This window comes from Lelliottia sp. SL45, from assembly GCF_026672535.1.
Taxonomy (GTDB): Bacteria; Pseudomonadota; Gammaproteobacteria; order Enterobacterales; family Enterobacteriaceae; genus Enterobacter; species Enterobacter nimipressuralis.
The window spans coordinates 253606-272202 of record NZ_JAPPRH010000001.1; the positions used below are offsets into that span (position 1 = coordinate 253606).

Consider the following 18597-nt stretch of genomic DNA (forward strand, 5'->3'; position numbering starts at 1 on the left):
CACGTCAAACATCTGCAACAAACTGGCTGCAAAATCCTCGCGGGGATCGTTTCCATTATTGAATACTAATCAGACGCGGTGTGATGAAGACCACCAGCTCGCGCCGCTCGTTATCCTTGCCGTCGTGGCGAAAGAGTTGCCCCACCCAGGGAAGCCCACCGAGACCCGGAATACTGTCACTGCCCGTTTTATTCTTTTGCGAGAAAATTCCCCCCAGCGCGAGTGTTTCACCGCTTTTTACTTCCACCTGCGTTTCGATTTCCTGTTTATCAATCGCCAGGGTTTCGCCATCGGCCTGCTGTAAAACCTGGCCAGGCATATTTTCGCTAATGTGTAACTTTAATCGCACGCGGCCATTTGGAAGCACCACGGGCGTCACTTCCATCCCCAGTACCGCCTCTTTGAACTCCACCGATGTCGCCCCGCTCTCACCACTGGACACCTGATACGGAATTTCACTGCCCTGTTTGATACTGGCAGGCTGCATATGCGACGCCAATAGCCGTGGGCTGGCGATGATCTCCAACTGCTGCTTTTGCTCCAGTGCCGACAGCTCCAGATCCAACAGCCTGCCGTCAATCCGCCCAATATTAAATCCGACGTGCGTTGTGGCACTCGCCACTGACAAATCAGCACCCAGCGTGGTGACTTGCCCCGGTGAACCGGCACTCTGCGCCTCCGCCAGATTCCACTTCACCCCCAGTTCACGCAGGCTTTTTTCATTGATGGTGACGATATGGGCGGCGAGTTCCACCTGCGCCACGGGCAGGTCCATCTGTTCGACCCAGCGCTCCAGAGAATCGAGTACCACGGGGATATCCCGCACCAGCAGGCGGTTGGTACGTTTATCTACGGAGAGACTGCCCTTGGGGCTGAGCTGTTTTTCCGCCGCTTTTTGCAGCTCGGTGACATCCGCGTAGGCTAAAGAGATCGCGCGCGAGGAGAGCGGCACATTCAGTTTCTGCTGCGCCAGCTCCTCCTCTTTTCGCGTCTGCTGCTCACGTTGCCCTGCGGCAGTGTTGACATAGAAAACACCGCCCTCTTCGCGCAGCACCAGTCCGGCGCTGGTCACGACGATGTGCAGCGCCTGCCGCCACGGGACATGGGTGAGATGCAGCGAAAGCGCGCCTTTCACGTCCGGTGCAACAATCAGATTACGGCCCTCAAGCTCCACCAGTGACTGTAAAATCTGCACCACGGGTACGTCATCCACCGCCAGAGTGACGGGTTTTGGCACTGCGGCCCATGTCGGCATGCTGAGCATCATCAGCAGGATGATTCTCCTGAGTCGTTTCATTCTTCGTTCCCTCTCGTTGCCATCGCCACGCTTTCGGCTCACATCCCTCGCCAAGCCCGACGACCATTTCCGTTTCATTGAATGTCAGCACCTGCCAGCCCGCTGGCAGTCGTTCGCCCTGCCGTATGCGATGCCAGCGCTCCTGTTCATCCTTGACGATACCCACAGCACTTCCGCTCTGGATCATCCCCTGATAGCGCCAGCGTGCTAATGCACCTGTGGCACAGCGATCGTCCGGCGGGCGAAAGGGGTCACGCATGCCGGTGAGCAGTGCCAGTGAACACAAAATCAGACAGCGCAGCTCAGTTCGCATCGGTGTTCTCCACCTGCAGAATCAGCTGTAACCGCGTCTCCTCCGGCTTAACGGAAAACCCGCTCACGGCCATCCCACGCTGCGCGAGCCGCTCAAACACGGCCGGAATCTGCGCCCAGTCCACTTTCAGCGTTAATTCCCCTCCGTTGGCGCCAGGCAGCCAGCGCACCAGCCGCACGCCGTCGGTTTGAAAATCCAGCGGAGAAAACGGCAGCGACGCGGGGATCACCGGCGCAGCCAAAACCGGATGTGGCTGCGCTTCACTCGCCCATAATTCGGCGCGCTCTGCGCCAGCCTGACTTCGCTTTGCCTCAAGCTGCGAGAGCTGCTGAATGACCGGACGCGCCAACAGCAGCCAGGCACCCAGCAGTACGGCGACGGTAAAAAGGCTCCAGCAGAACAGGCGCGTGCGCGGTAGAAATTCATACCAGCGTTCATAAAAGAGGCTCACGGTTCACCCCTGACTCGTGAGGATAAAACTGAACGTCCAGCGTCCCTCAGCGTCCTGCTGCATTTCACCCGCAGGCCCGAGAGTAAAACCCGGCAGTTGTCTGAGCGACGCCGCCAGTGCAGAAAGGGCGACGGGTGTCGCGGCAAACCCCGTCAACATTAGCCGAGGCTTCCGGTACTGAAGCTGTGTCAGCCACGCCTGCGCCGGCATCATTGACGCCAGTGAAACCAACGATGATTGCCAGGCCTGTGTTTTCGCGCGCTCTACCCCGGCTTGCAGGGTTTGCGGGTGCGCTTTCTGCAGCACCTGCCACTGCGCGCGATGGGCGAGCAGCTTTTGTTGAATCACGCGCTCACCCGCCAGATGCGCCTCCAGCGCCCGCACCTTAAGCCCATCGCCGGTTCGCAGGCTTATCATCACGGCAAGGGAAAGTAGGCCGGAGCCTGCAAACAGCCATACCCAAAAACGCCAGCAGGCGTGCTGTTGTTGATGGCGCCACGGCAAAAAGTTAGTCGTTGTCACTCGAAGAGTTCTCCCATCGCGAGGGCCAGAGCAACGGTAAAATCCGCGCCACATTCAGGCAGTGGCGGCTGAGAACGCGCCAGCAGGCTAAAAGGATCACGCGCTGCGGCGTCGAAGAGCGCGATATCCTCAGGGCTAAGCGCTAACAGGGCCGCCAGCTCGGCCACATCTTTCGCCTCATCCGCGCGTTTTCGCCCCCACTGGTGACGCATCGACCATAGCCAGTGCTGGCCGTCGCACCACGCCACGCACTGCACGGGAGGGTCAAGAAGCGGCAGGAGATTCGCCAGCGCCGCAGCGTCGGGCGTGATCGCCGCCACATGCAGACGCAACGACTCCCCGAGCGTTAACAGCGCCGCCACCTCCTGGTTTTGTGCGGCTGTCACGTGAAAGGCACGGCTAAAGGTGTCTTGCGTATAGTCAAAGCACAGCGCTTCTGGCGGCATTTCCAGTTCACGGGACATCGCAGAGGCAATCCACGACGCCTGTTCACTGTCGCGCAACGTCAGCGCCGGAGCAGGCAGCGTCTTTTGCAGCGTGCGGGCGGCCGGAAATGCGATAAACAGGCGGTGGTAATGGGGCAGTGCCTGACTCCAGTCCTTCAGCGCCGCAACCAGTTGTTCCGGCTGGATAATTTTCCCGTCGCGGATAATTCCCGCCGGTAGCGGGATACACCACCAGCGGCGCAGACCCCACCCGGTGCGCTCCTGGGTGACTGAGACAGCCAGAACGCTATCTTGTTGAAGATGAAAACCTGTTCGCCACGTTTTGAAAGCCATACTTCACGATCTCCTTATCGCCCGTCAGGTGACGGCTCTATCAATGCTTCAGGCTTGCCTTTATACTACCGCGCGATTGTTTAGAAACTGCCCAAGTGAAACTAAATGGGAAATCTCCAGTGAAGTTCGTAAAGTATTTATTGATCCTTGCAGTCTGTTGCATTCTGCTGGGAGCAGGCTCGATTTATGGTTTGTACAAATATATTGAGCCGCAACTACCCGATGTCGCCACACTGCGTGATGTGCGACTCCAGATCCCAATGCAGGTCTATAGCGCCGATGGCGAGTTGATCGCCCAGTACGGCGAAAAACGACGTATCCCGCTGACCCTTAACCAGATTCCGCCGGTGATGGTGAAAGCCTTTATCGCCACGGAAGACAGCCGTTTTTACGAACACCATGGCGTCGATCCGGTGGGGATTTTCCGTGCCGCCAGCGTCGCGCTGTTCTCTGGTCGTGCCTCTCAGGGGGCGAGTACCATCACGCAGCAGCTGGCGCGTAACTTCTTCCTCAGCCCGGAAAAAACCCTGACGCGTAAGATCAAAGAGGTGTTTCTTGCCATTCGCATCGAGCAACTGCTGAGCAAAGACGAGATCCTCGAGCTTTACCTCAACAAGATCTATCTGGGCTATCGCGCCTATGGCGTAGGTGCAGCAGCGCAGGTTTATTTCGGTAAACCTGTCGATCAGTTGACCTTAAGCGAGATGGCGACCATTGCCGGTCTGCCGAAAGCGCCGTCAACGTTCAACCCGCTCTACTCCCTCAACCGCGCCACTGCGCGTCGTAACGTGGTGTTGTCGCGCATGCTGAGCGAAGGCTACATCAGCCAGACTGAGTACGATCAGGCGCGCAACGACGCCATCGACGCCAACTATCACGCGCCGGAAATCGCCTTCTCTGCCCCCTATCTGACTGAAATGGTTCGACAGGAGATGGTCAGCCGTTACGGCGAGCAGGCGTATGAAGATGGCTACCGGATCACCACTACCATCACCCGCAAAGTGCAGCAGGCGGCACAGCAGGCGGTGCGTAACAACGTGATGGATTACGACATGCGTCACGGCTACCGTGGCCCGTCGAACGTGCTGTGGAAAGTGGGCGAAAGCGCATGGGACAGCAAAAAAATCATCGACTCCCTGAAAACGCTGCCGACCTACGGGCCGCTGCTGCCGGCAGTCGTCACCCGTGCCGATCCGCAGGAAGCCACCGCGATGATGGCCGACGGCACCTCCGTGTCGCTGCGCATGGACGGTATCCGCTGGGCGCGTCCGTATCGCTCTGATACAGCGCAAGGCCCGACGCCGCGTAAAGTGACCGATGCAGTGCAAACCGGACAGCAAATCTGGGTGCGTCAGGTGAACGACGCCTGGTGGCTGGCGCAGGTTCCCGACGTGAACTCCGCGCTGGTGTCGATCAATCCGCAAAACGGTGCCGTGATGGCGCTGGTTGGCGGCTTTGATTTCAACCAGAGCAAATTCAACCGTGCGACGCAGGCGCTGCGCCAGGTCGGCTCGAACATCAAACCGTTCCTGTATACCGCGGCGATGGATAAAGGTCTGACGCTGGCGAGTATCCTCAACGACGTACCGATTTCTCGCTGGGATGCGGGTGCCGGTTCCGACTGGCAGCCGAAAAACTCCCCGCCGGAATATTCTGGCCCTATCCGTTTACGCCAGGGTCTGGGGCAGTCCAAAAACGTGGTGATGGTTCGCGCGATGCGCGCAATGGGCGTCGATTACGCGGCAGAGTACCTGCAGCGCTTCGGCTTCCCGGCGCAAAATATTGTGCATACGGAATCGCTGGCCCTCGGCTCCGCCTCCTTTACGCCATTACAGGTGGCACGCGGTTACTCCGTGATGGCTAACGGCGGCTTCCTGGTCGACCCGTATTTCATCAGCAAGATTGAAAACGATCAGGGCGGCGTGCTGTTTGAGGCGAAGCCGAAAATCGCCTGCCCGGAGTGCGATATTCCGGTGATTTATGGCGATACGCCAAAATCAAACGTGCTGGATAACAAAGATATGGAAGACGTTGCTCAGTCGCAGGAGCAGCAAAACGCCGTCGTTCCGCAGCCGCAGCTTGAGCAGGCAAACCAGGCGCTGGTCGCCCAAAGCGGCGCGCAGGAGTATGCACCGCACGTGATCAACACGCCGCTGTCGTTCCTGATCAAAAGCGCGCTGAATACCAACATCTTTGGGGAACCGGGCTGGCAGGGTACGGGCTGGCGTGCGGGGCGTGATTTGCAGCGCCACGATATCGGCGGTAAAACCGGCACCACCAACAGCTCGAAAGACGCCTGGTTCTCGGGTTACGGCCCGGGCGTGGTGACCTCCGTGTGGATCGGTTTTGACGATCACCGCCGCGATTTAGGTCGCACGACGGCATCCGGCGCGATTAAAGACCAGATTTCGGGTTACGAAGGCGGAGCGAAGAGTGCGCAGCCAGCCTGGGACGCTTACATGAAAGCAGTTCTTGAGGGCGTACCAGAGCAGCCGCTTACCCCTCCGCCGGGTATCGTGACGGTGAATATCGATCGCAGCACCGGTCAGTTAGCGAACGGTGGCAACAGCCGGGCAGAGTATTTCATCGAAGGCACGCAGCCGACCACACAGGCAGTGCATGAGGTGGGAACCGAGCTTATCGATAACGGCGAAACGCACGAGCTGTTCTAAGAAGTAAAATGCAAAACGGCTGCCCTGAGGCAGCCGTTTTTAACAATCCTGGCCGGGTAAGGTAATACACCACCCGGTTTTTTACGCGCTACAGCCGACCCTGTCCTTTCAGCCATTCCCTCACCAGGAACAGCGCACTCACGTTACGCGCTTCGTTAAAATCGGGTTCTTCCAGCAGATCCATCAGATGCGCCAGTGGCCAGCGCACCTGCGGCAACGGCTCAGGCTCATCCCCTTCCAGCTTCTCCGGATAGAGATCTTCTGCCAGCACGATATTCATTTTGCTGGAGAAATAGGACGGCGCCATGCTCAGCTTTTTCAAAAACGTCAGATCTTTCGCGCCAAAACCTACTTCTTCTTTCAGCTCGCGATTCGCCGCTTCAAAAACGGTTTCACCGGGATCGATAAGCCCTTTCGAGAAACCCAGCTCATAGGATTCTGTGCCCACCGCATATTCGTGGATCAGGATCAGGTGATCGTCCACAATGGGGATGATCATCACCGCCTCGCGCGTGGAGGGCCGCATACGTTCATATACGCGACGCACGCCGTTGCTGAACTCCAGGTCGACACTTTCCACCGTAAACAGGCGTGATTTGGCGACGGTTTCAACATTCAGAATGGTGGGCTTTTGTAAGGGTTTGCTCATCTTGATGGGTCTTTGCTGTGTGAACTGAGTGCATTGTGCGATACGCCGCACGGTTTCGGCAATGTCAATCGCTCTTTATTTACATTTTTGCAACGTATCGTGAGTTAATCCTCATTTCACAACAAAAGTCAAGAGGTTGAAATAACTCCAGGAATTTGCTGATATCCCGCCTTCGCTGCCTTTGCTATTATCTCCGGTCACTGGGATGCGCTTCAAAACGCTCAAGTTCGACTCCATACTTGCCGATAGCCAACCACAGAGACTCATTCACGGTAAAGGGTGCAACTGACAACACCTGAAGATAAGTAAGATGGGGAAAGCATGAGCACCATTCTAATAATTTTCGTTGCTATGCTGGCCTGCGCATTGCTCGCAGGGTGGTTATTCAGGCGTCGGGCACAACGGCAATACCGTCTGCCTTTTTTAAACGCCTTTGCCGGAGCCACCACGCGCAAACTCGCACCTGAAGAGCGCAGCGCGATTGAAAATTACCTTGATACGTTGAACCGTGTCCTGCAGACGCCAGGCCCGACCGGCGCCAGCACCGCGCCCATCTCCCTGACGCTGAACGCGCAAAGCGATACTGTGCTCTGCGTGACGCGCTCGATCACCCGCTACGGCATAAACACCGACGATCCCAATAAATGGCGCTACTACCTCGACTCCGTCGAGGTGCATCTGCCGCCGTTCTGGGAACAATATATTAATGACGAAAATAGCGTTGAGCTGATCCATACGGATTCCATCCCGCTGGTGATTGCCCTGAATGGCCATACGCTGAGCGAATATGTTCAGGAAGCGCCGCGCTTTGCGCTGGAACGCACCAGCGGCACGCAGGCGTCCATTCGCGGCGAAGAGACCGAGCAGATCGAACTGCTGAATATTCGCCAGGAAACCCACGAAGAGTACGCCCTCAGCCGCCCGGATGGCATTCGTGAGGCAGTCCTTATTGTCGCCGCCTTCCTGCTCTTTTTCTTCTGCCTGATGACGCCCGACGTTTTTGCGCCGTGGCTCGCAGGCGGCGCCGTTCTGCTGCTGGCCGCAGGCCTGTGGGGATTGTTCGCGAAACCGGCCAAAACCGCGCTGCGTGAGATCCACTGCCTGCGCGGTACGCCAAAGCGCTGGGGCCTGTTCGGCGAGAACGATCAGGAACATATCAACAACATTTCGCTCGGGATTATCGACCTGATCTATCCCCGCCACTGGCAGCCGTGGATCGCCCAGGATTTAGGGCAGAAAACCGATATCGATATTTACCTCGACCGCCACGTCGTGCGTCAGGGCCGTTTCTTATCGCTTCATGATGAAGTGAAAAACTTCCCGCTGCAGCACTGGCTGCGCAGTACCGTCATCGCCGGTGGCGCTGCGCTGGTGCTGGCGATGCTGATTTTGCTGGTGCCGCTCGATATGCCGATCAAATTCACTCTTTCCTGGATCAAAGGCGCACAAACCATTGAAGCCACCAGCGTTAATCAGCTGGAAGAGGCCGGTGTGCGCGTGGGTGATACCCTGAAGCTGAAAGGAACGGGCATGTGTAATATCCATGCGCCTGGCACCTGGAACACGCGGCAGAATTCACCGTTTACGCCGTTTGATTGCTCACAAATCATCTGGAACGACGCCCCACCGCTGCCGCTGCCGGAATCAGACACGGTCAGCAAAGCGACAGCCCTGACGCAGGCGCTGAGCCGCCAGCTTCATCCAAAGCCGGAAGACAACTCCCGTGTAAGCCAGTCCCTGCGCGCCGCGATTCAGAAATCCGGAATGGTGCTGCTGGATGATTTTGGCGACATCGTGATGAAAACCCAGGATTTATGCTCTGCGGAAGATGAATGTATACGTCTCAAAAACGCGCTGGTGAATCTCGGGAACAGCAAAGACTGGGAAGCGCTGGTGAAACGCGCTGACGCAGGGCGTCTCGATGGCGTAAACGTTCTGCTGCGCCCGGTGAGTGCCGAATCGCTTGAGAATCTGGTGACCACCTCCACCGCACCGTTTGTGATGCGGGAAACCACCCGCGCGGCCCAGGCGTTAAACAGCCCGGCACCGGGTGGGTTTGTGATTGTCAGCGACGAGGGCAGCGATTTGGTCGACCAGCCTTACCCGCCAGTGGCCCTGTATGATTATCCGGCTCAGGATCAGTGGGGCGAATTCCAGCGCCTGGCGCAGATGCTGATGCAAACGCCGTTCAGTGCAGAAGGGATTGTGACGGGCATTTTCACGGACGCCAACGGCACGCGCCACGTTGACCTGCACCGTATGCCGGACAGCGCCGGATTGTGGCGTTATATCGGCACCACCCTGCTGATGCTGGCAATGCTGGTGTGCATTATCTGGAACGGAATTGCCGCTCTGCGCCGCTACCAGCGCTCGCGAACGCGTCTTGCCGAGATCCAGCAGTACTACGAGAACTGCCTCAACCCGCAGCTCATCTCCGCGCCTGACAGCCTGATCGGATAATACCGCTGCGCGACAGTTATGCTACCCTGTCGCGCACGTTTCTTCTGGCTGGAGAGTTCCCCTCATGCATCTTGATATTGCCTGGCAGGACGTTGATACCGTCCTGCTGGATATGGACGGCACGCTGCTCGATCTCGCATTTGATACCCACTTCTGGCAAAAGCTGGTGCCTGAAACTTATGGCGCGCAGCAGGGCATCACTCCAGCAGAAGCGCAGGATTATATTCTCCAGCAGTATCACGCCGTGCAGCATACGCTAAACTGGTACTGCCTGGATTACTGGAGCGAAAAGCTCGGGCTGGATATCTGCGCCATGACCACCGCCCAGGGACCGAACGCGGTGCTGCGCGACGATACGGTGCCATTTCTGGATGCACTAAAAGCGAGCGGCAAGCGACGCATTTTGCTGACCAACGCGCATCCGCACAATCTGGCGGTAAAGCTCGAACATACCGGATTAGCGTCGCACCTTGATTTATTACTTTCCACCCACACATTTGGTTATCCGAAAGAGGATCAGCGATTGTGGCAGGCCGTGGCGGAAGAGACCGGTTTGCAGCCCGAAAGAACCTTGTTCATTGATGACAGTGAACCGATTCTGGATTCGGCGGCAAAATTTGGTATTCGCTATTGTCTGGGCGTGACGAATCCTGATTCCGGCCTGGCGGATAAAAGCTATCTGCGGCATCCGGCGCTGAACGACTATCGCCGAATGATCCCCTCACTCACCGTGAAGGAGACGCCATGAAAGAAAAACCCTCCGAAGGGGTAAGACTGGATAAGTGGCTGTGGGCCGCCCGTTTTTATAAAACGCGCGCGCTGGCCCGTGAAATGGTCGACGGGGGAAAGGTGCACTACAACGGGCAGCGCAGCAAGCCAAGTAAACTTGTCGAACTGAATGCCACCCTGACCCTGCGCCAGGGGAACGATGAACGCACGGTGATCGTCAAAGCCGTTACCGAGCATCGTCGCCCGGCTGCCGAAGCGGTTCTGATGTATGAAGAGACGGCGGAAAGCGTTGAAAAGCGCGAGAAAGTGGCGCTGGCTCGCAAGATGAATGCCCTCACCATGCCGCATCCGGACAGGCGACCGGATAAAAAAGAACGTCGCGATCTGATGAAATTTAAACACGGCGAACACGAGTAATCGCCGTTTAAAGAGAGAAAATTATGTCCCAACACGACCAATTACATCGCTATCTGTTTGAGCAATTTGCCGTTCGCGGCGAGCTGGTGACGGTATCCGAAACCTGGAAACAGATCCTCGAAAACCACAGCTATCCTCAGCCGGTGAAAAACATCCTTGGCGAACTGCTGGTGGCGACCAGCCTGCTGACAGCGACGCTGAAGTTTGCAGGGGATATCACCGTGCAGCTGCAGGGCGACGGCCCGATGACCCTGGCGGTGATCAACGGCAATAACCAGCAGCAGATGCGCGGTGTGGCGCGCGTGCAGGGTGAGGTGCCGGAAGGTGCTGATTTGAAAACGCTGGTCGGCAACGGTTTCCTGGTGATTACCATTACGCCAGAAGAAGGCGAGCGCTATCAGGGCGTGGTGGGTCTGGAAGGCAATACGCTGGCCGCGTGCCTGGAAGATTACTTCCTGCGTTCCGAACAGCTGCCAACACGCCTGTTTATCCGCACCGGTGAAGTAGACGGTCAACTGGCGGCGGGCGGTATGCTCCTGCAGGTTCTGCCTGCCCAGAACGCACAGGGCAACGATTTCGAGCATCTGGCGACACTGACCGAAACCATCAAAGCAGAAGAGCTGTTTACGCTGCCTGCGAATGAAGTGCTGTGGCGTCTGTACCACGAAGAAGAGGTGACGCTTTACGATCCGCAGGACGTGGAGTTCAAATGCACCTGTTCCCGTGAACGCTGCGCAGGCGCACTGCGTACTCTGCCGGACGAAGAGATCGACAGCATCATGGCTGAAGATGGCGAAATCGATATGAACTGTGATTACTGTGGTTCTCACTACGTGTTCAATTCGATGGATATCGCCGAGATCCGCAACAACGCCTCCCCGGCGGATCCGCAGGTTCATTGATGCCCTCCCCCCTCACGCCCGGTGAGAGGGGAAAACTCCCTTTTAAGCTGAATCGTTTTTCGTAATGTAATCCTTACGTAACTTTCTTACATGTATGCGATTACATTCACATTCTTCCGGTTAAATACTCCATGTTTTAACCTTTTGAGAACATTTCCCCCCACAAAAAAGCGAATCCTGCGATAATCCGCCCTGCTTCGTGACAGGAGTCACAGCGTTTTCCGTCAGGAAGGGTTTTGTCCAGATACGTAAATCTATGAGCCCCGTCGCGGTTAACATCCTAAGAAAAACCCTACAATTTCAGGCAGTACATATTGGCTAAGGAGCAGTGACATGCGCGTTAAAGACTTAACCCCGCAAGATCTCAAGGCTTATGGTATCAACGACGTCCAGGAAATCGTCTACAACCCCGATTACGATACGCTGTATCAGGAAGAGCTCAATCCAGCACTGGAAGGATACGAGCGAGGTGTGTTGACGAACACTGGTGCTATCGCCGTGGACACCGGGATTTTTACCGGCCGTTCGCCGAAAGATAAGTATATCGTCCGTGACGACACTACCCGCGATACGCTGTGGTGGGCAGATAAGGGCAAAGGGAAGAACGACAACAAGCCGCTCTCCCAGGAAACCTGGCAGCATCTGAAAGGACTCGTCACGAATCAACTCTCCGGCAAGCGATTGTTTATTGTTGATGCCTTCTGTGGCGCCAATGCCGACACTCGCCTCTCCGTTCGCTTTATCACCGAAGTCGCCTGGCAGGCGCATTTCGTGAAGAACATGTTTATTCGCCCGTCCGATGAAGAGTTACAGGATTTCGAGCCTGATTTCATCGTCATGAACGGCGCGAAATGCACCAACCCGCAGTGGAAAGAGCAGGGCCTGAACTCGGAAAACTTCATTGCCTTCAACCTGACCGAGCGCGTCCAGCTGATTGGCGGCACCTGGTACGGTGGCGAAATGAAGAAAGGGATGTTCTCGGTGATGAACTACCTGCTGCCGCTGCAGGGCATTGCCTCCATGCACTGCTCCGCTAACGTGGGCGAAGACGGTGACGTGGCCGTGTTCTTTGGTCTCTCCGGGACCGGGAAAACCACCCTCTCCACCGATCCTAAGCGCCGGTTGATTGGCGACGATGAACACGGTTGGGACGACGACGGCGTGTTCAACTTCGAAGGCGGCTGCTACGCCAAAACGATCCGTCTGTCGGCCGAAGCCGAGCCGGACATTTACGGTGCCATCCGCCGCGATGCGCTGCTGGAAAACGTCACCGTGCTCGCCGATGGTACCGTTGATTTTGACGATGCCTCGAAGACCGAAAACACCCGCGTGTCGTATCCGATCTATCACATCGATAACATCGTCAAGCCGGTCTCCAAAGCGGGCCACGCCTCGAAGGTGATCTTCCTGACCGCCGATGCCTTTGGCGTGCTGCCACCGGTCTCTCGCCTGACGGCCAGCCAGACGCAGTATCACTTCCTGTCGGGCTTTACCGCGAAACTGGCGGGTACTGAGCGCGGTGTGACGGAGCCAACCCCAACCTTCTCCGCCTGTTTCGGCGCGGCGTTCCTGTCGCTGCACCCGACGCAGTACGCAGAAGTGCTGGTGAAACGCATGCAGGCTGCAGGCGCGCAGGCCTATCTGGTGAACACCGGCTGGAACGGAACGGGGAAACGTATTTCCATCAAAGATACCCGCGCCATTATCGACGCGATTATCGATGGCTCGCTGGACGATGCGGAAACCTTCACCCTGCCGATGTTCGATCTGGCAATCCCAACGGCGTTGCCGGGCGTGGATACCCATATCCTCGACCCGCGTAATACCTACGGCTCACCGGAACAGTGGCAGGAGAAGGCAGAAGCCCTTGCGAAGCTGTTTATTGAGAACTTTGAGAAGTACACCGATACGCCAGCAGGTGCGGCGTTGGTGAGTGCGGGACCGAAGCTGTAAGAAGCTTAAATAGTGTCGGGTGGCGCTGCGCTCACCCGAACTATAAAGCATGAGAAGGCCGGGTAAGGGTAACGCCACCCGGCTTTTTTTAACTCTCTTTCACCTGCCCCCGCGTCACCGGAACCGGCAGCCACGCGCGGATGCTCAACCCACCCCGTTCGCTGGTACCAATCTCCAGCAGCCCGTTATGGTTATCCACAATACGCTGCACAATCGCCAGCCCTAATCCGGTGCCACTGGTACTGCGCGCGCTGTCGCCGCGTACAAACGGCTGGAACAGATGTTTACGCTGTTCAGGCTTGATCCCCGGACCATCATCTTCCACCTGGAACCAGGCGCGATTCAGTTCGGAGCCGCTGCTGACTTTGATCCAGCCGTTGCCGTAGCGCGCCGCGTTGACCACCATATTGGCGACCGCGCGCTTGATGGAGAGCGGGTGCATACGCACCTGAATTTCGCCTGGCTGCAGAGCCGTATCGATTTCACGCTCGTAACCACTCTCTGCGGCCACCACTTCGCCCAGTACCCCGTTGAGATCTGCCATTTCCATCGGCATCTCCTGACCGGTACGCAGGTAATCGATGAACTGCTCGATGATGGCGTTACACTCTTCGATGTCCTTGTTGATGGACTCCGCGAGATAACCGTCCTCCTCGCCCATCATCTCTGTCGCCAGGCGAATGCGCGTCAGCGGTGTGCGCAGGTCGTGACTTACGCCCGCCATCAGCAGCGTACGATCGTCTGCCAGCTGCTTCACCCCTGCCGCCATATGGTTGAACGCGCGCGTGACCGATCGCACCTCAGAAGCACCGTATTCGCGCAGCGGCGGCGGAATAATACCTTTCCCCACCTGCAGGGCCGCATGCTCAAGATCGACTAAGGGTCGGTTTTGTATTCGGATAAACAGCCACGCGCCACCTATCGCCATCAGCATAATTGCCAGGGTGTAGCGGAACAGCGGCGAGAAATCGCCCTGATGGATTTCAGTCAGCGGGACGCGCACCCAGATATTGGGTGACAGCCAGGTTTTCAGCCAGACGACCGGCGAGCTTTTGTTGACCTCAACGCGCACTTCCGTTGGGCCGCCCAGCTGCTGCGCCATCTGCTGGCTTAAGAATTCGTAGTGTTGCGCCCAGCGCAGACCTGCGTCTTCCGCCGCCTCGTTTGAGTACAGCGAAATGCCCAGCTCACGATAAATCTCACGACGGAACGCCGGAGGCACTACCAGCTGCGTGCCGTCCTCCAGCTGCAGTTTATCGGTCATCAGCATACGGACTTCGTAGGCTAACACCTTATTAAACTGCTGCAGGCTTGGCAGAATCGCGAAGTTCAGCACCACCAGATACGTCGTCACCAGGCTGACGAACAGCAGGGTGACGATCAGTAACAGGGTACGGGCAAACGAGCTGCGCGGTGAAAAGCGCATTCGCTTCATGCCTTAGAACCGTCCGGCACGAAGACGTAGCCCAGACCCCAGACGGTCTGAATATAACGAGGATGCGCAGGATCTTCTTCGACCATGCGGCGCAGACGGGAGATCTGTACGTCGATGGAACGCTCCATGGCGGAGTATTCGCGACCGCGTGCCAGGTTCATCAGTTTGTCGCGGGACAGCGGCTCACGCGGATGGCTGACCAGCGCTTTCAGCACCGCAAATTCACCGCTGGTGAGTGGCATCGGCTCATCTTCACGGAACATTTCGCGGGTGCCGAGGTTCAGCTTGAACTTACCGAAGGCAATCACTGCTTCTTCCTGAGACGGTGCGCCCGGCAGTTCGTTCGCCTGACGACGAAGCACAGCACGGATACGCGCCAGCAGCTCACGCGGGTTAAACGGTTTAGGAATGTAGTCGTCGGCGCCAATTTCCAGGCCCACGATACGGTCAACTTCTTCCCCTTTCGCCGTCACCATAATGATCGGCATCGGATTGCTCTGGCTGCGCAGACGACGGCAGATGGAGAGCCCGTCTTCGCCAGGAAGCATTAAATCGAGCACCATCAGGTGGAACGATTCACGGGTAAGCAGGCGATCCATTTGCTCGGCGTTCGCCACGCTTCGAACCTGGAAGCCCTGCTCGGTCAGATAACGCTCCAGCAGCGCACGCAGGCGCATGTCGTCATCCACGACCAGAATTTTATAGTTCTCTTGCATTGTATGTACTCCCAAAGGCCCGGATAGTGTTTCAGTACGTATTCTAAAAAAGTGCACGTCTACGACCAGCTAAATCTGGTATAAATTCTAGTCGAAATTGTTACAAAGCATATTTAACAGGAGCTTATCTGCACATTTCATCACATAAATCATTATTAATCCTGTCTGGTAAGCTATGTGGTACGTAATGTGCGTAATGTCTGTCATTGAGTAGAGTCTTAAAGGTCATCCCATGAAAACGCCGCTGATCACCCGCGAAGGGTACGAAAAACTCAAAAAAGAGATGGATTACCTCTGGCGGGAAGAGCGCCCGGAAGTGACCAAAAAAGTGACCTGGGCAGCCAGTCTTGGCGACCGCAGCGAGAACGCTGACTATCAGTATAATAAAAAACGTCTGCGCGAGATTGATCGCCGGGTACGTTATCTGACTAAATGCCTCGAGAACCTGCGAATCGTTGATTACTCACCGCAGCAGGAAGGCAAAGTCTTCTTCGGCGCATGGGTAGAGATCGAGAACGATGACGGTGCGACCCGGCGTTTTCGCATTGTCGGCTACGATGAAATTTTTGGTCGTAAGGATTACATCTCAATCGACTCGCCAATGGCCCGCGCGCTGCTGAAAAAGGAAGTCGGCGATTTAGCCGTGGTCCAGACACCTGCCGGGGAAGCCAGCTGGTACGTCAACGAAATTGAGTACGTTAAATAGTCCGAGAGCGCCCTCCACGGCTGGCATTTTGCCGTGCCAGTCCGTATAACTATCCCCTGTTTTTCGACAAACCAGATGACAAAGCCATGATGAAAGATTCGCTCTGCCGCATTATTGCGGGTGAACTTCAGGCCAGAGCCGAACAGGTAGAAGCTGCCGTTCGCCTGCTTGATGAAGGGAACACCGTGCCGTTTATTGCACGTTATCGTAAGGAAGTCACCGGCGGTCTGGATGACACGCAGCTGCGCAACCTGGAGACCCGTCTGGGCTACCTGCGTGAGCTGGAAGACCGTCGCCAGGCTATTCTCAAATCCATTGGCGAGCAGGGCAAACTGACCGATGCGCTGGCAGGTGCCATCAACGGCACAATGAGCAAAACCGAGCTGGAAGACCTCTATCTGCCGTACAAACCTAAGCGCCGCACCCGCGGGCAGATTGCGATTGAAGCAGGCCTCGAGCCGCTGGCCGATCTGCTGTGGACTACGCCGTCGCACGATCCCGAAACGGAAGCCGCGAAATTTATCGATGCAGAAAAAGGCGTGGCCGACACCAAAGCCGCCCTTGATGGCGCGCGCTACATTCTGATGGAGCGTTTTGCCGAGGACGCCGCGCTGCTCTCCAAAGTGCGTGATTACCTGTGGAAAAATGCCCACATCGTCTCTACCGTCGTGAGCGGTAAAGAAGAGGAAGGCGCGAAATTCCGCGACTACTTCGATCACCATGAACCGATTTCAACCGCCCCATCGCACCGCGCGCTGGCCATGTTCCGTGGCCGCAACGAAGGCGTTCTGCAACTCTCTCTCAATGCCGATCCGCAGTTCGACGAGCCGCCGAAAGAGAGCTACTGCGAGCAGATTATTACCGACCATCTCGGCCTGCGCCTGAATAACGCCCCGGCAGATAGCTGGCGCAAAGGCGTGGTGAGCTGGACCTGGCGCATCAAAGTGCTGATGCACCTCGAAACCGAACTGATGGGCACCGTGCGCGAGCGCGCAGAAGACGAAGCGATCAATGTTTTTGCCCGTAACCTGCATGATCTGCTGATGGCCGCCCCGGCGGGCCTGCGCGCAACGATGGGGCTCGATCCGGGCCTGCGTACCGGCGTAAAAGTGGCCGTCGTTGATGGCACCGGCAAACTGGTCGCGACCGACACCATCTATCCACACACCGGCCAGGCCGCGAAAGCCGCCGTTGTGGTTGCCGCCCTGTGTGAAAAATACAACGTTGAGCTGGTGGCGATTGGTAACGGCACCGCCTCCCGTGAAACCGAACGTTTCTTCCTCGATGTGCAGCAGCAGTTCCCGAAAGTGACCGCGCAGAAGGTGATCGTCAGCGAAGCCGGGGCGTCGGTCTATTCCGCGTCCGAACTGGCGGCGCTCGAGTTCCCGGATCTGGACGTTTCCCTGCGCGGCGCGGTCTCTATTGCCCGTCGACTGCAGGACCCGCTGGCCGAGCTGGTGAAAATCGATCCGAAATCCATCGGCGTGGGCCAGTATCAGCACGACGTCAGCCAGACTCAGCTGGCGCGTCGTCTGGATGCGGTGGTGGAAGACTGTGTGAACGCCGTCGGCGTGGACCTGAATACCGCCTCCGTCGCCCTGCTCACCCGCGTGGCGGGCTTAACCCGCATGATGGCGCAGAACATCGTTGCCTGGCGCGATGAGAACGGCCAGTTCCAGAATCGTCAGCAACTGCTGAAAGTGAGCCGTCTGGGGCCGAAAGCCTTCGAACAGTGCGCGGGCTTCCTGCGTATCAACCACGGCGATAACCCGCTGGACGCCTCTACGGTTCACCCGGAAGCCTATCCTGTCGTGGAGCGTATTCTGGCCGCCACGCAGCAGGCCCTGAAAGATCTGATGGGCAACAGCACCAACCTGCGCGATCTGAAAGCTGTCGATTTCACCGACGACAAATTCGGTGTGCCGACCGTAACCGACATCATCAAAGAGCTGGAAAAACCAGGCCGCGACCCGCGCCCTGAGTTTAAAACGGCGAAATTCGCCGAAGGCGTGGAGACGATGAAGGATCTGCAGCCGGGCATGGTGCTGGAAGGCGCGGTCACCAACGTCACCAACTTTGGTGCCTTTGTCGACATCGGCGTCCATCAGGATGGCCTGGTGCATATCTCGTCGCTGGCGGATAAGTTCGTGGAAGACCCTCACACTGTGGTCAAAGCGGGCGATATCGTGAAGGTGAAAGTGCTGGAAGTGGATATGCAGCGTAAGCGTATCGCGCTCACGATGCGTCTCGACGAGCAGCCAGGCGAAACTAACGCCCGCCGCAGCAACGGAGGTGGTGCGCGTGAGCAATCGCGTCCAAACGCGAAAGCCGCGAAACCTCGCCCTCAGGCGCAGCCTGCCGGTAACAGCGCGATGATGGATGCGCTGGCCGCCGCGATGGGCAAGAAGCGCTAACGTTAAACGCATTTGCCCGGCCTGTATATCCCCTGGCCGGGTAAACACGTTCCCGCCCGGCAATCAGACCCCACAAAGTTAAAATAAATAAGAATGTACTCACTCATTATTTATTAAATATGGAACCGATTGCATATCCATATTTAAACCATCGATTATCACTTAGTTAACAATTTAATTAT

The 18597-nt window shown here is 57.0% G+C and carries 16 protein-coding genes; 8 read left to right on the forward strand and 8 right to left on the reverse strand.

The window, feature by feature from the left end:
- Positions 1-55: 55 nt before the first annotated feature.
- The 5 genes from hofQ to OVA10_RS01405 are packed head-to-tail and all read right to left on the reverse strand — an operon-like array spanning position 56 to position 3362.
- Entirely contained in the window at positions 56-1297 is a 1242-nt protein-coding gene (gene hofQ / locus OVA10_RS01385) for a DNA uptake porin HofQ (protein ID WP_268194986.1), read from the reverse strand.
- Entirely contained in the window at positions 1206-1610 is a 405-nt protein-coding gene (locus OVA10_RS01390; protein WP_268194987.1) for a HofP DNA utilization family protein, read from the reverse strand. Before OVA10_RS01390 ends, hofQ begins: the two co-directional genes overlap by 92 nt.
- Positions 1600-2061, reverse strand: a complete 462-nt coding sequence (locus OVA10_RS01395) for a HofO family protein (protein ID WP_268194988.1) — start codon at positions 2059-2061, stop codon at positions 1600-1602. Before OVA10_RS01395 ends, OVA10_RS01390 begins: the two co-directional genes overlap by 11 nt.
- Positions 2062-2064: 3 nt before the next feature.
- Positions 2065-2583: a PilN domain-containing protein gene (locus OVA10_RS01400; protein ID WP_268194990.1), complete on the reverse strand. Its 519-nt coding sequence runs from the start codon at positions 2581-2583 to the stop codon at positions 2065-2067.
- On the reverse strand, positions 2580-3362 hold the full coding sequence (locus OVA10_RS01405) for a DNA utilization protein HofM (protein ID WP_268194992.1): 783 nt from the start codon (positions 3360-3362) through the stop codon (positions 2580-2582). The genes OVA10_RS01400 and OVA10_RS01405 overlap by 4 nt, the downstream gene beginning before the upstream one ends.
- Positions 3363-3481: 119 nt before the next feature.
- Between OVA10_RS01405 and mrcA the strand changes: the two genes are divergently transcribed.
- Positions 3482-6034, forward strand: coding sequence for a peptidoglycan glycosyltransferase/peptidoglycan DD-transpeptidase MrcA (mrcA, locus tag OVA10_RS01410; RefSeq protein WP_100778603.1), 2553 nt, complete (start codon positions 3482-3484; stop codon positions 6032-6034).
- Positions 6035-6122: 88 nt separating this feature from the next.
- Here mrcA and nudE read toward each other — a convergent pair whose 3' ends face one another.
- Positions 6123-6683: an ADP compounds hydrolase NudE gene (gene nudE, locus OVA10_RS01415; RefSeq protein WP_100778602.1), complete on the reverse strand. Its 561-nt coding sequence runs from the start codon at positions 6681-6683 to the stop codon at positions 6123-6125.
- A 321-nt stretch (positions 6684-7004) separates the two neighbouring features.
- Here nudE and OVA10_RS01420 point away from each other — a divergent pair, with 321 nt between their 5' ends.
- The 5 genes from OVA10_RS01420 (at position 7005) to pckA (ending at position 13144) form a co-directional block, all read left to right on the forward strand.
- Entirely contained in the window at positions 7005-9143 is a 2139-nt protein-coding gene (locus OVA10_RS01420; RefSeq protein WP_268194994.1) for an intracellular growth attenuator family protein, read from the forward strand.
- Between the two features lie 64 nt (positions 9144-9207).
- A complete protein-coding gene (gene yrfG, locus OVA10_RS01425; RefSeq protein WP_268194996.1) occupies positions 9208-9891 on the forward strand; it encodes a GMP/IMP nucleotidase in 684 nt (227 codons plus the stop codon).
- The gene (gene hslR / locus OVA10_RS01430; RefSeq protein WP_100778599.1) at positions 9888-10289 is read left to right on the forward strand and encodes a ribosome-associated heat shock protein Hsp15; all 402 of its coding nucleotides are present in this window, start codon (positions 9888-9890) and stop codon (positions 10287-10289) included. Before yrfG ends, hslR begins: the two co-directional genes overlap by 4 nt.
- A gap of 23 nt (positions 10290-10312) precedes the next feature.
- Positions 10313-11191, forward strand: a complete 879-nt coding sequence (hslO, locus tag OVA10_RS01435) for an Hsp33 family molecular chaperone HslO (protein WP_268194998.1) — start codon at positions 10313-10315, stop codon at positions 11189-11191.
- A gap of 333 nt (positions 11192-11524) precedes the next feature.
- Positions 11525-13144, forward strand: a complete 1620-nt coding sequence (gene pckA, locus OVA10_RS01440; RefSeq protein WP_123429790.1) for a phosphoenolpyruvate carboxykinase (ATP) — start codon at positions 11525-11527, stop codon at positions 13142-13144.
- A gap of 88 nt (positions 13145-13232) precedes the next feature.
- Here the strand turns inward: pckA and envZ are convergent, their stop codons facing one another.
- Together envZ and ompR are read right to left on the reverse strand one after the other, a co-directional pair.
- The gene (envZ, locus tag OVA10_RS01445; protein ID WP_100778596.1) at positions 13233-14579 is read right to left on the reverse strand and encodes a two-component system sensor histidine kinase EnvZ; all 1347 of its coding nucleotides are present in this window, start codon (positions 14577-14579) and stop codon (positions 13233-13235) included.
- Positions 14576-15295, reverse strand: a complete 720-nt coding sequence (gene ompR, locus OVA10_RS01450) for an osmolarity response regulator transcription factor OmpR (RefSeq protein ID WP_001157751.1) — start codon at positions 15293-15295, stop codon at positions 14576-14578. The genes envZ and ompR overlap by 4 nt, the downstream gene beginning before the upstream one ends.
- Before the next feature lie 232 nt (positions 15296-15527).
- Here ompR and greB point away from each other — a divergent pair, with 232 nt between their 5' ends.
- Both greB and OVA10_RS01460 read left to right on the forward strand, forming a co-directional pair.
- A complete protein-coding gene (gene greB, locus OVA10_RS01455; RefSeq protein ID WP_100778595.1) occupies positions 15528-16001 on the forward strand; it encodes a transcription elongation factor GreB in 474 nt (157 codons plus the stop codon).
- A gap of 86 nt (positions 16002-16087) precedes the next feature.
- Positions 16088-18415, forward strand: coding sequence for a Tex family protein (locus OVA10_RS01460; protein ID WP_100778594.1), 2328 nt, complete (start codon positions 16088-16090; stop codon positions 18413-18415).
- The last annotated feature ends 182 nt before the right edge of the window (positions 18416-18597 follow it).

What these genes read in the sequence shown, in the direction of transcription:
- OVA10_RS01420 (WP_268194994.1), top strand. Translation starts at nt 7,005, where the DNA reads ATGAGCACCATTCTAATAATTTTCGTTGCTATGCTGGCCTGCGCATTG.
- hslO (WP_268194998.1), top strand. Translation starts at nt 10,313, where the DNA reads ATGTCCCAACACGACCAATTACATCGCTATCTGTTTGAGCAATTTGCC.
- greB (WP_100778595.1), top strand. Translation starts at nt 15,528, where the DNA reads ATGAAAACGCCGCTGATCACCCGCGAAGGGTACGAAAAACTCAAAAAA.
- OVA10_RS01460 (WP_100778594.1), top strand. Translation starts at nt 16,088, where the DNA reads ATGATGAAAGATTCGCTCTGCCGCATTATTGCGGGTGAACTTCAGGCC.
- envZ (WP_100778596.1), bottom strand. Translation starts at nt 14,579, where the DNA reads ATGAAGCGAATGCGCTTTTCACCGCGCAGCTCGTTTGCCCGTACCCTG.
- nudE (WP_100778602.1), bottom strand. Translation starts at nt 6,683, where the DNA reads ATGAGCAAACCCTTACAAAAGCCCACCATTCTGAATGTTGAAACCGTC.
- OVA10_RS01390 (WP_268194987.1), bottom strand. Translation starts at nt 1,610, where the DNA reads ATGCGAACTGAGCTGCGCTGTCTGATTTTGTGTTCACTGGCACTGCTC.
- hslR (WP_100778599.1), top strand. Translation starts at nt 9,888, where the DNA reads ATGAAAGAAAAACCCTCCGAAGGGGTAAGACTGGATAAGTGGCTGTGG.
- yrfG (WP_268194996.1), top strand. Translation starts at nt 9,208, where the DNA reads ATGCATCTTGATATTGCCTGGCAGGACGTTGATACCGTCCTGCTGGAT.
- OVA10_RS01405 (WP_268194992.1), bottom strand. Translation starts at nt 3,362, where the DNA reads ATGGCTTTCAAAACGTGGCGAACAGGTTTTCATCTTCAACAAGATAGC.
- pckA (WP_123429790.1), top strand. Translation starts at nt 11,525, where the DNA reads ATGCGCGTTAAAGACTTAACCCCGCAAGATCTCAAGGCTTATGGTATC.
- ompR (WP_001157751.1), bottom strand. Translation starts at nt 15,295, where the DNA reads ATGCAAGAGAACTATAAAATTCTGGTCGTGGATGACGACATGCGCCTG.
- hofQ (WP_268194986.1), bottom strand. Translation starts at nt 1,297, where the DNA reads ATGAAACGACTCAGGAGAATCATCCTGCTGATGATGCTCAGCATGCCG.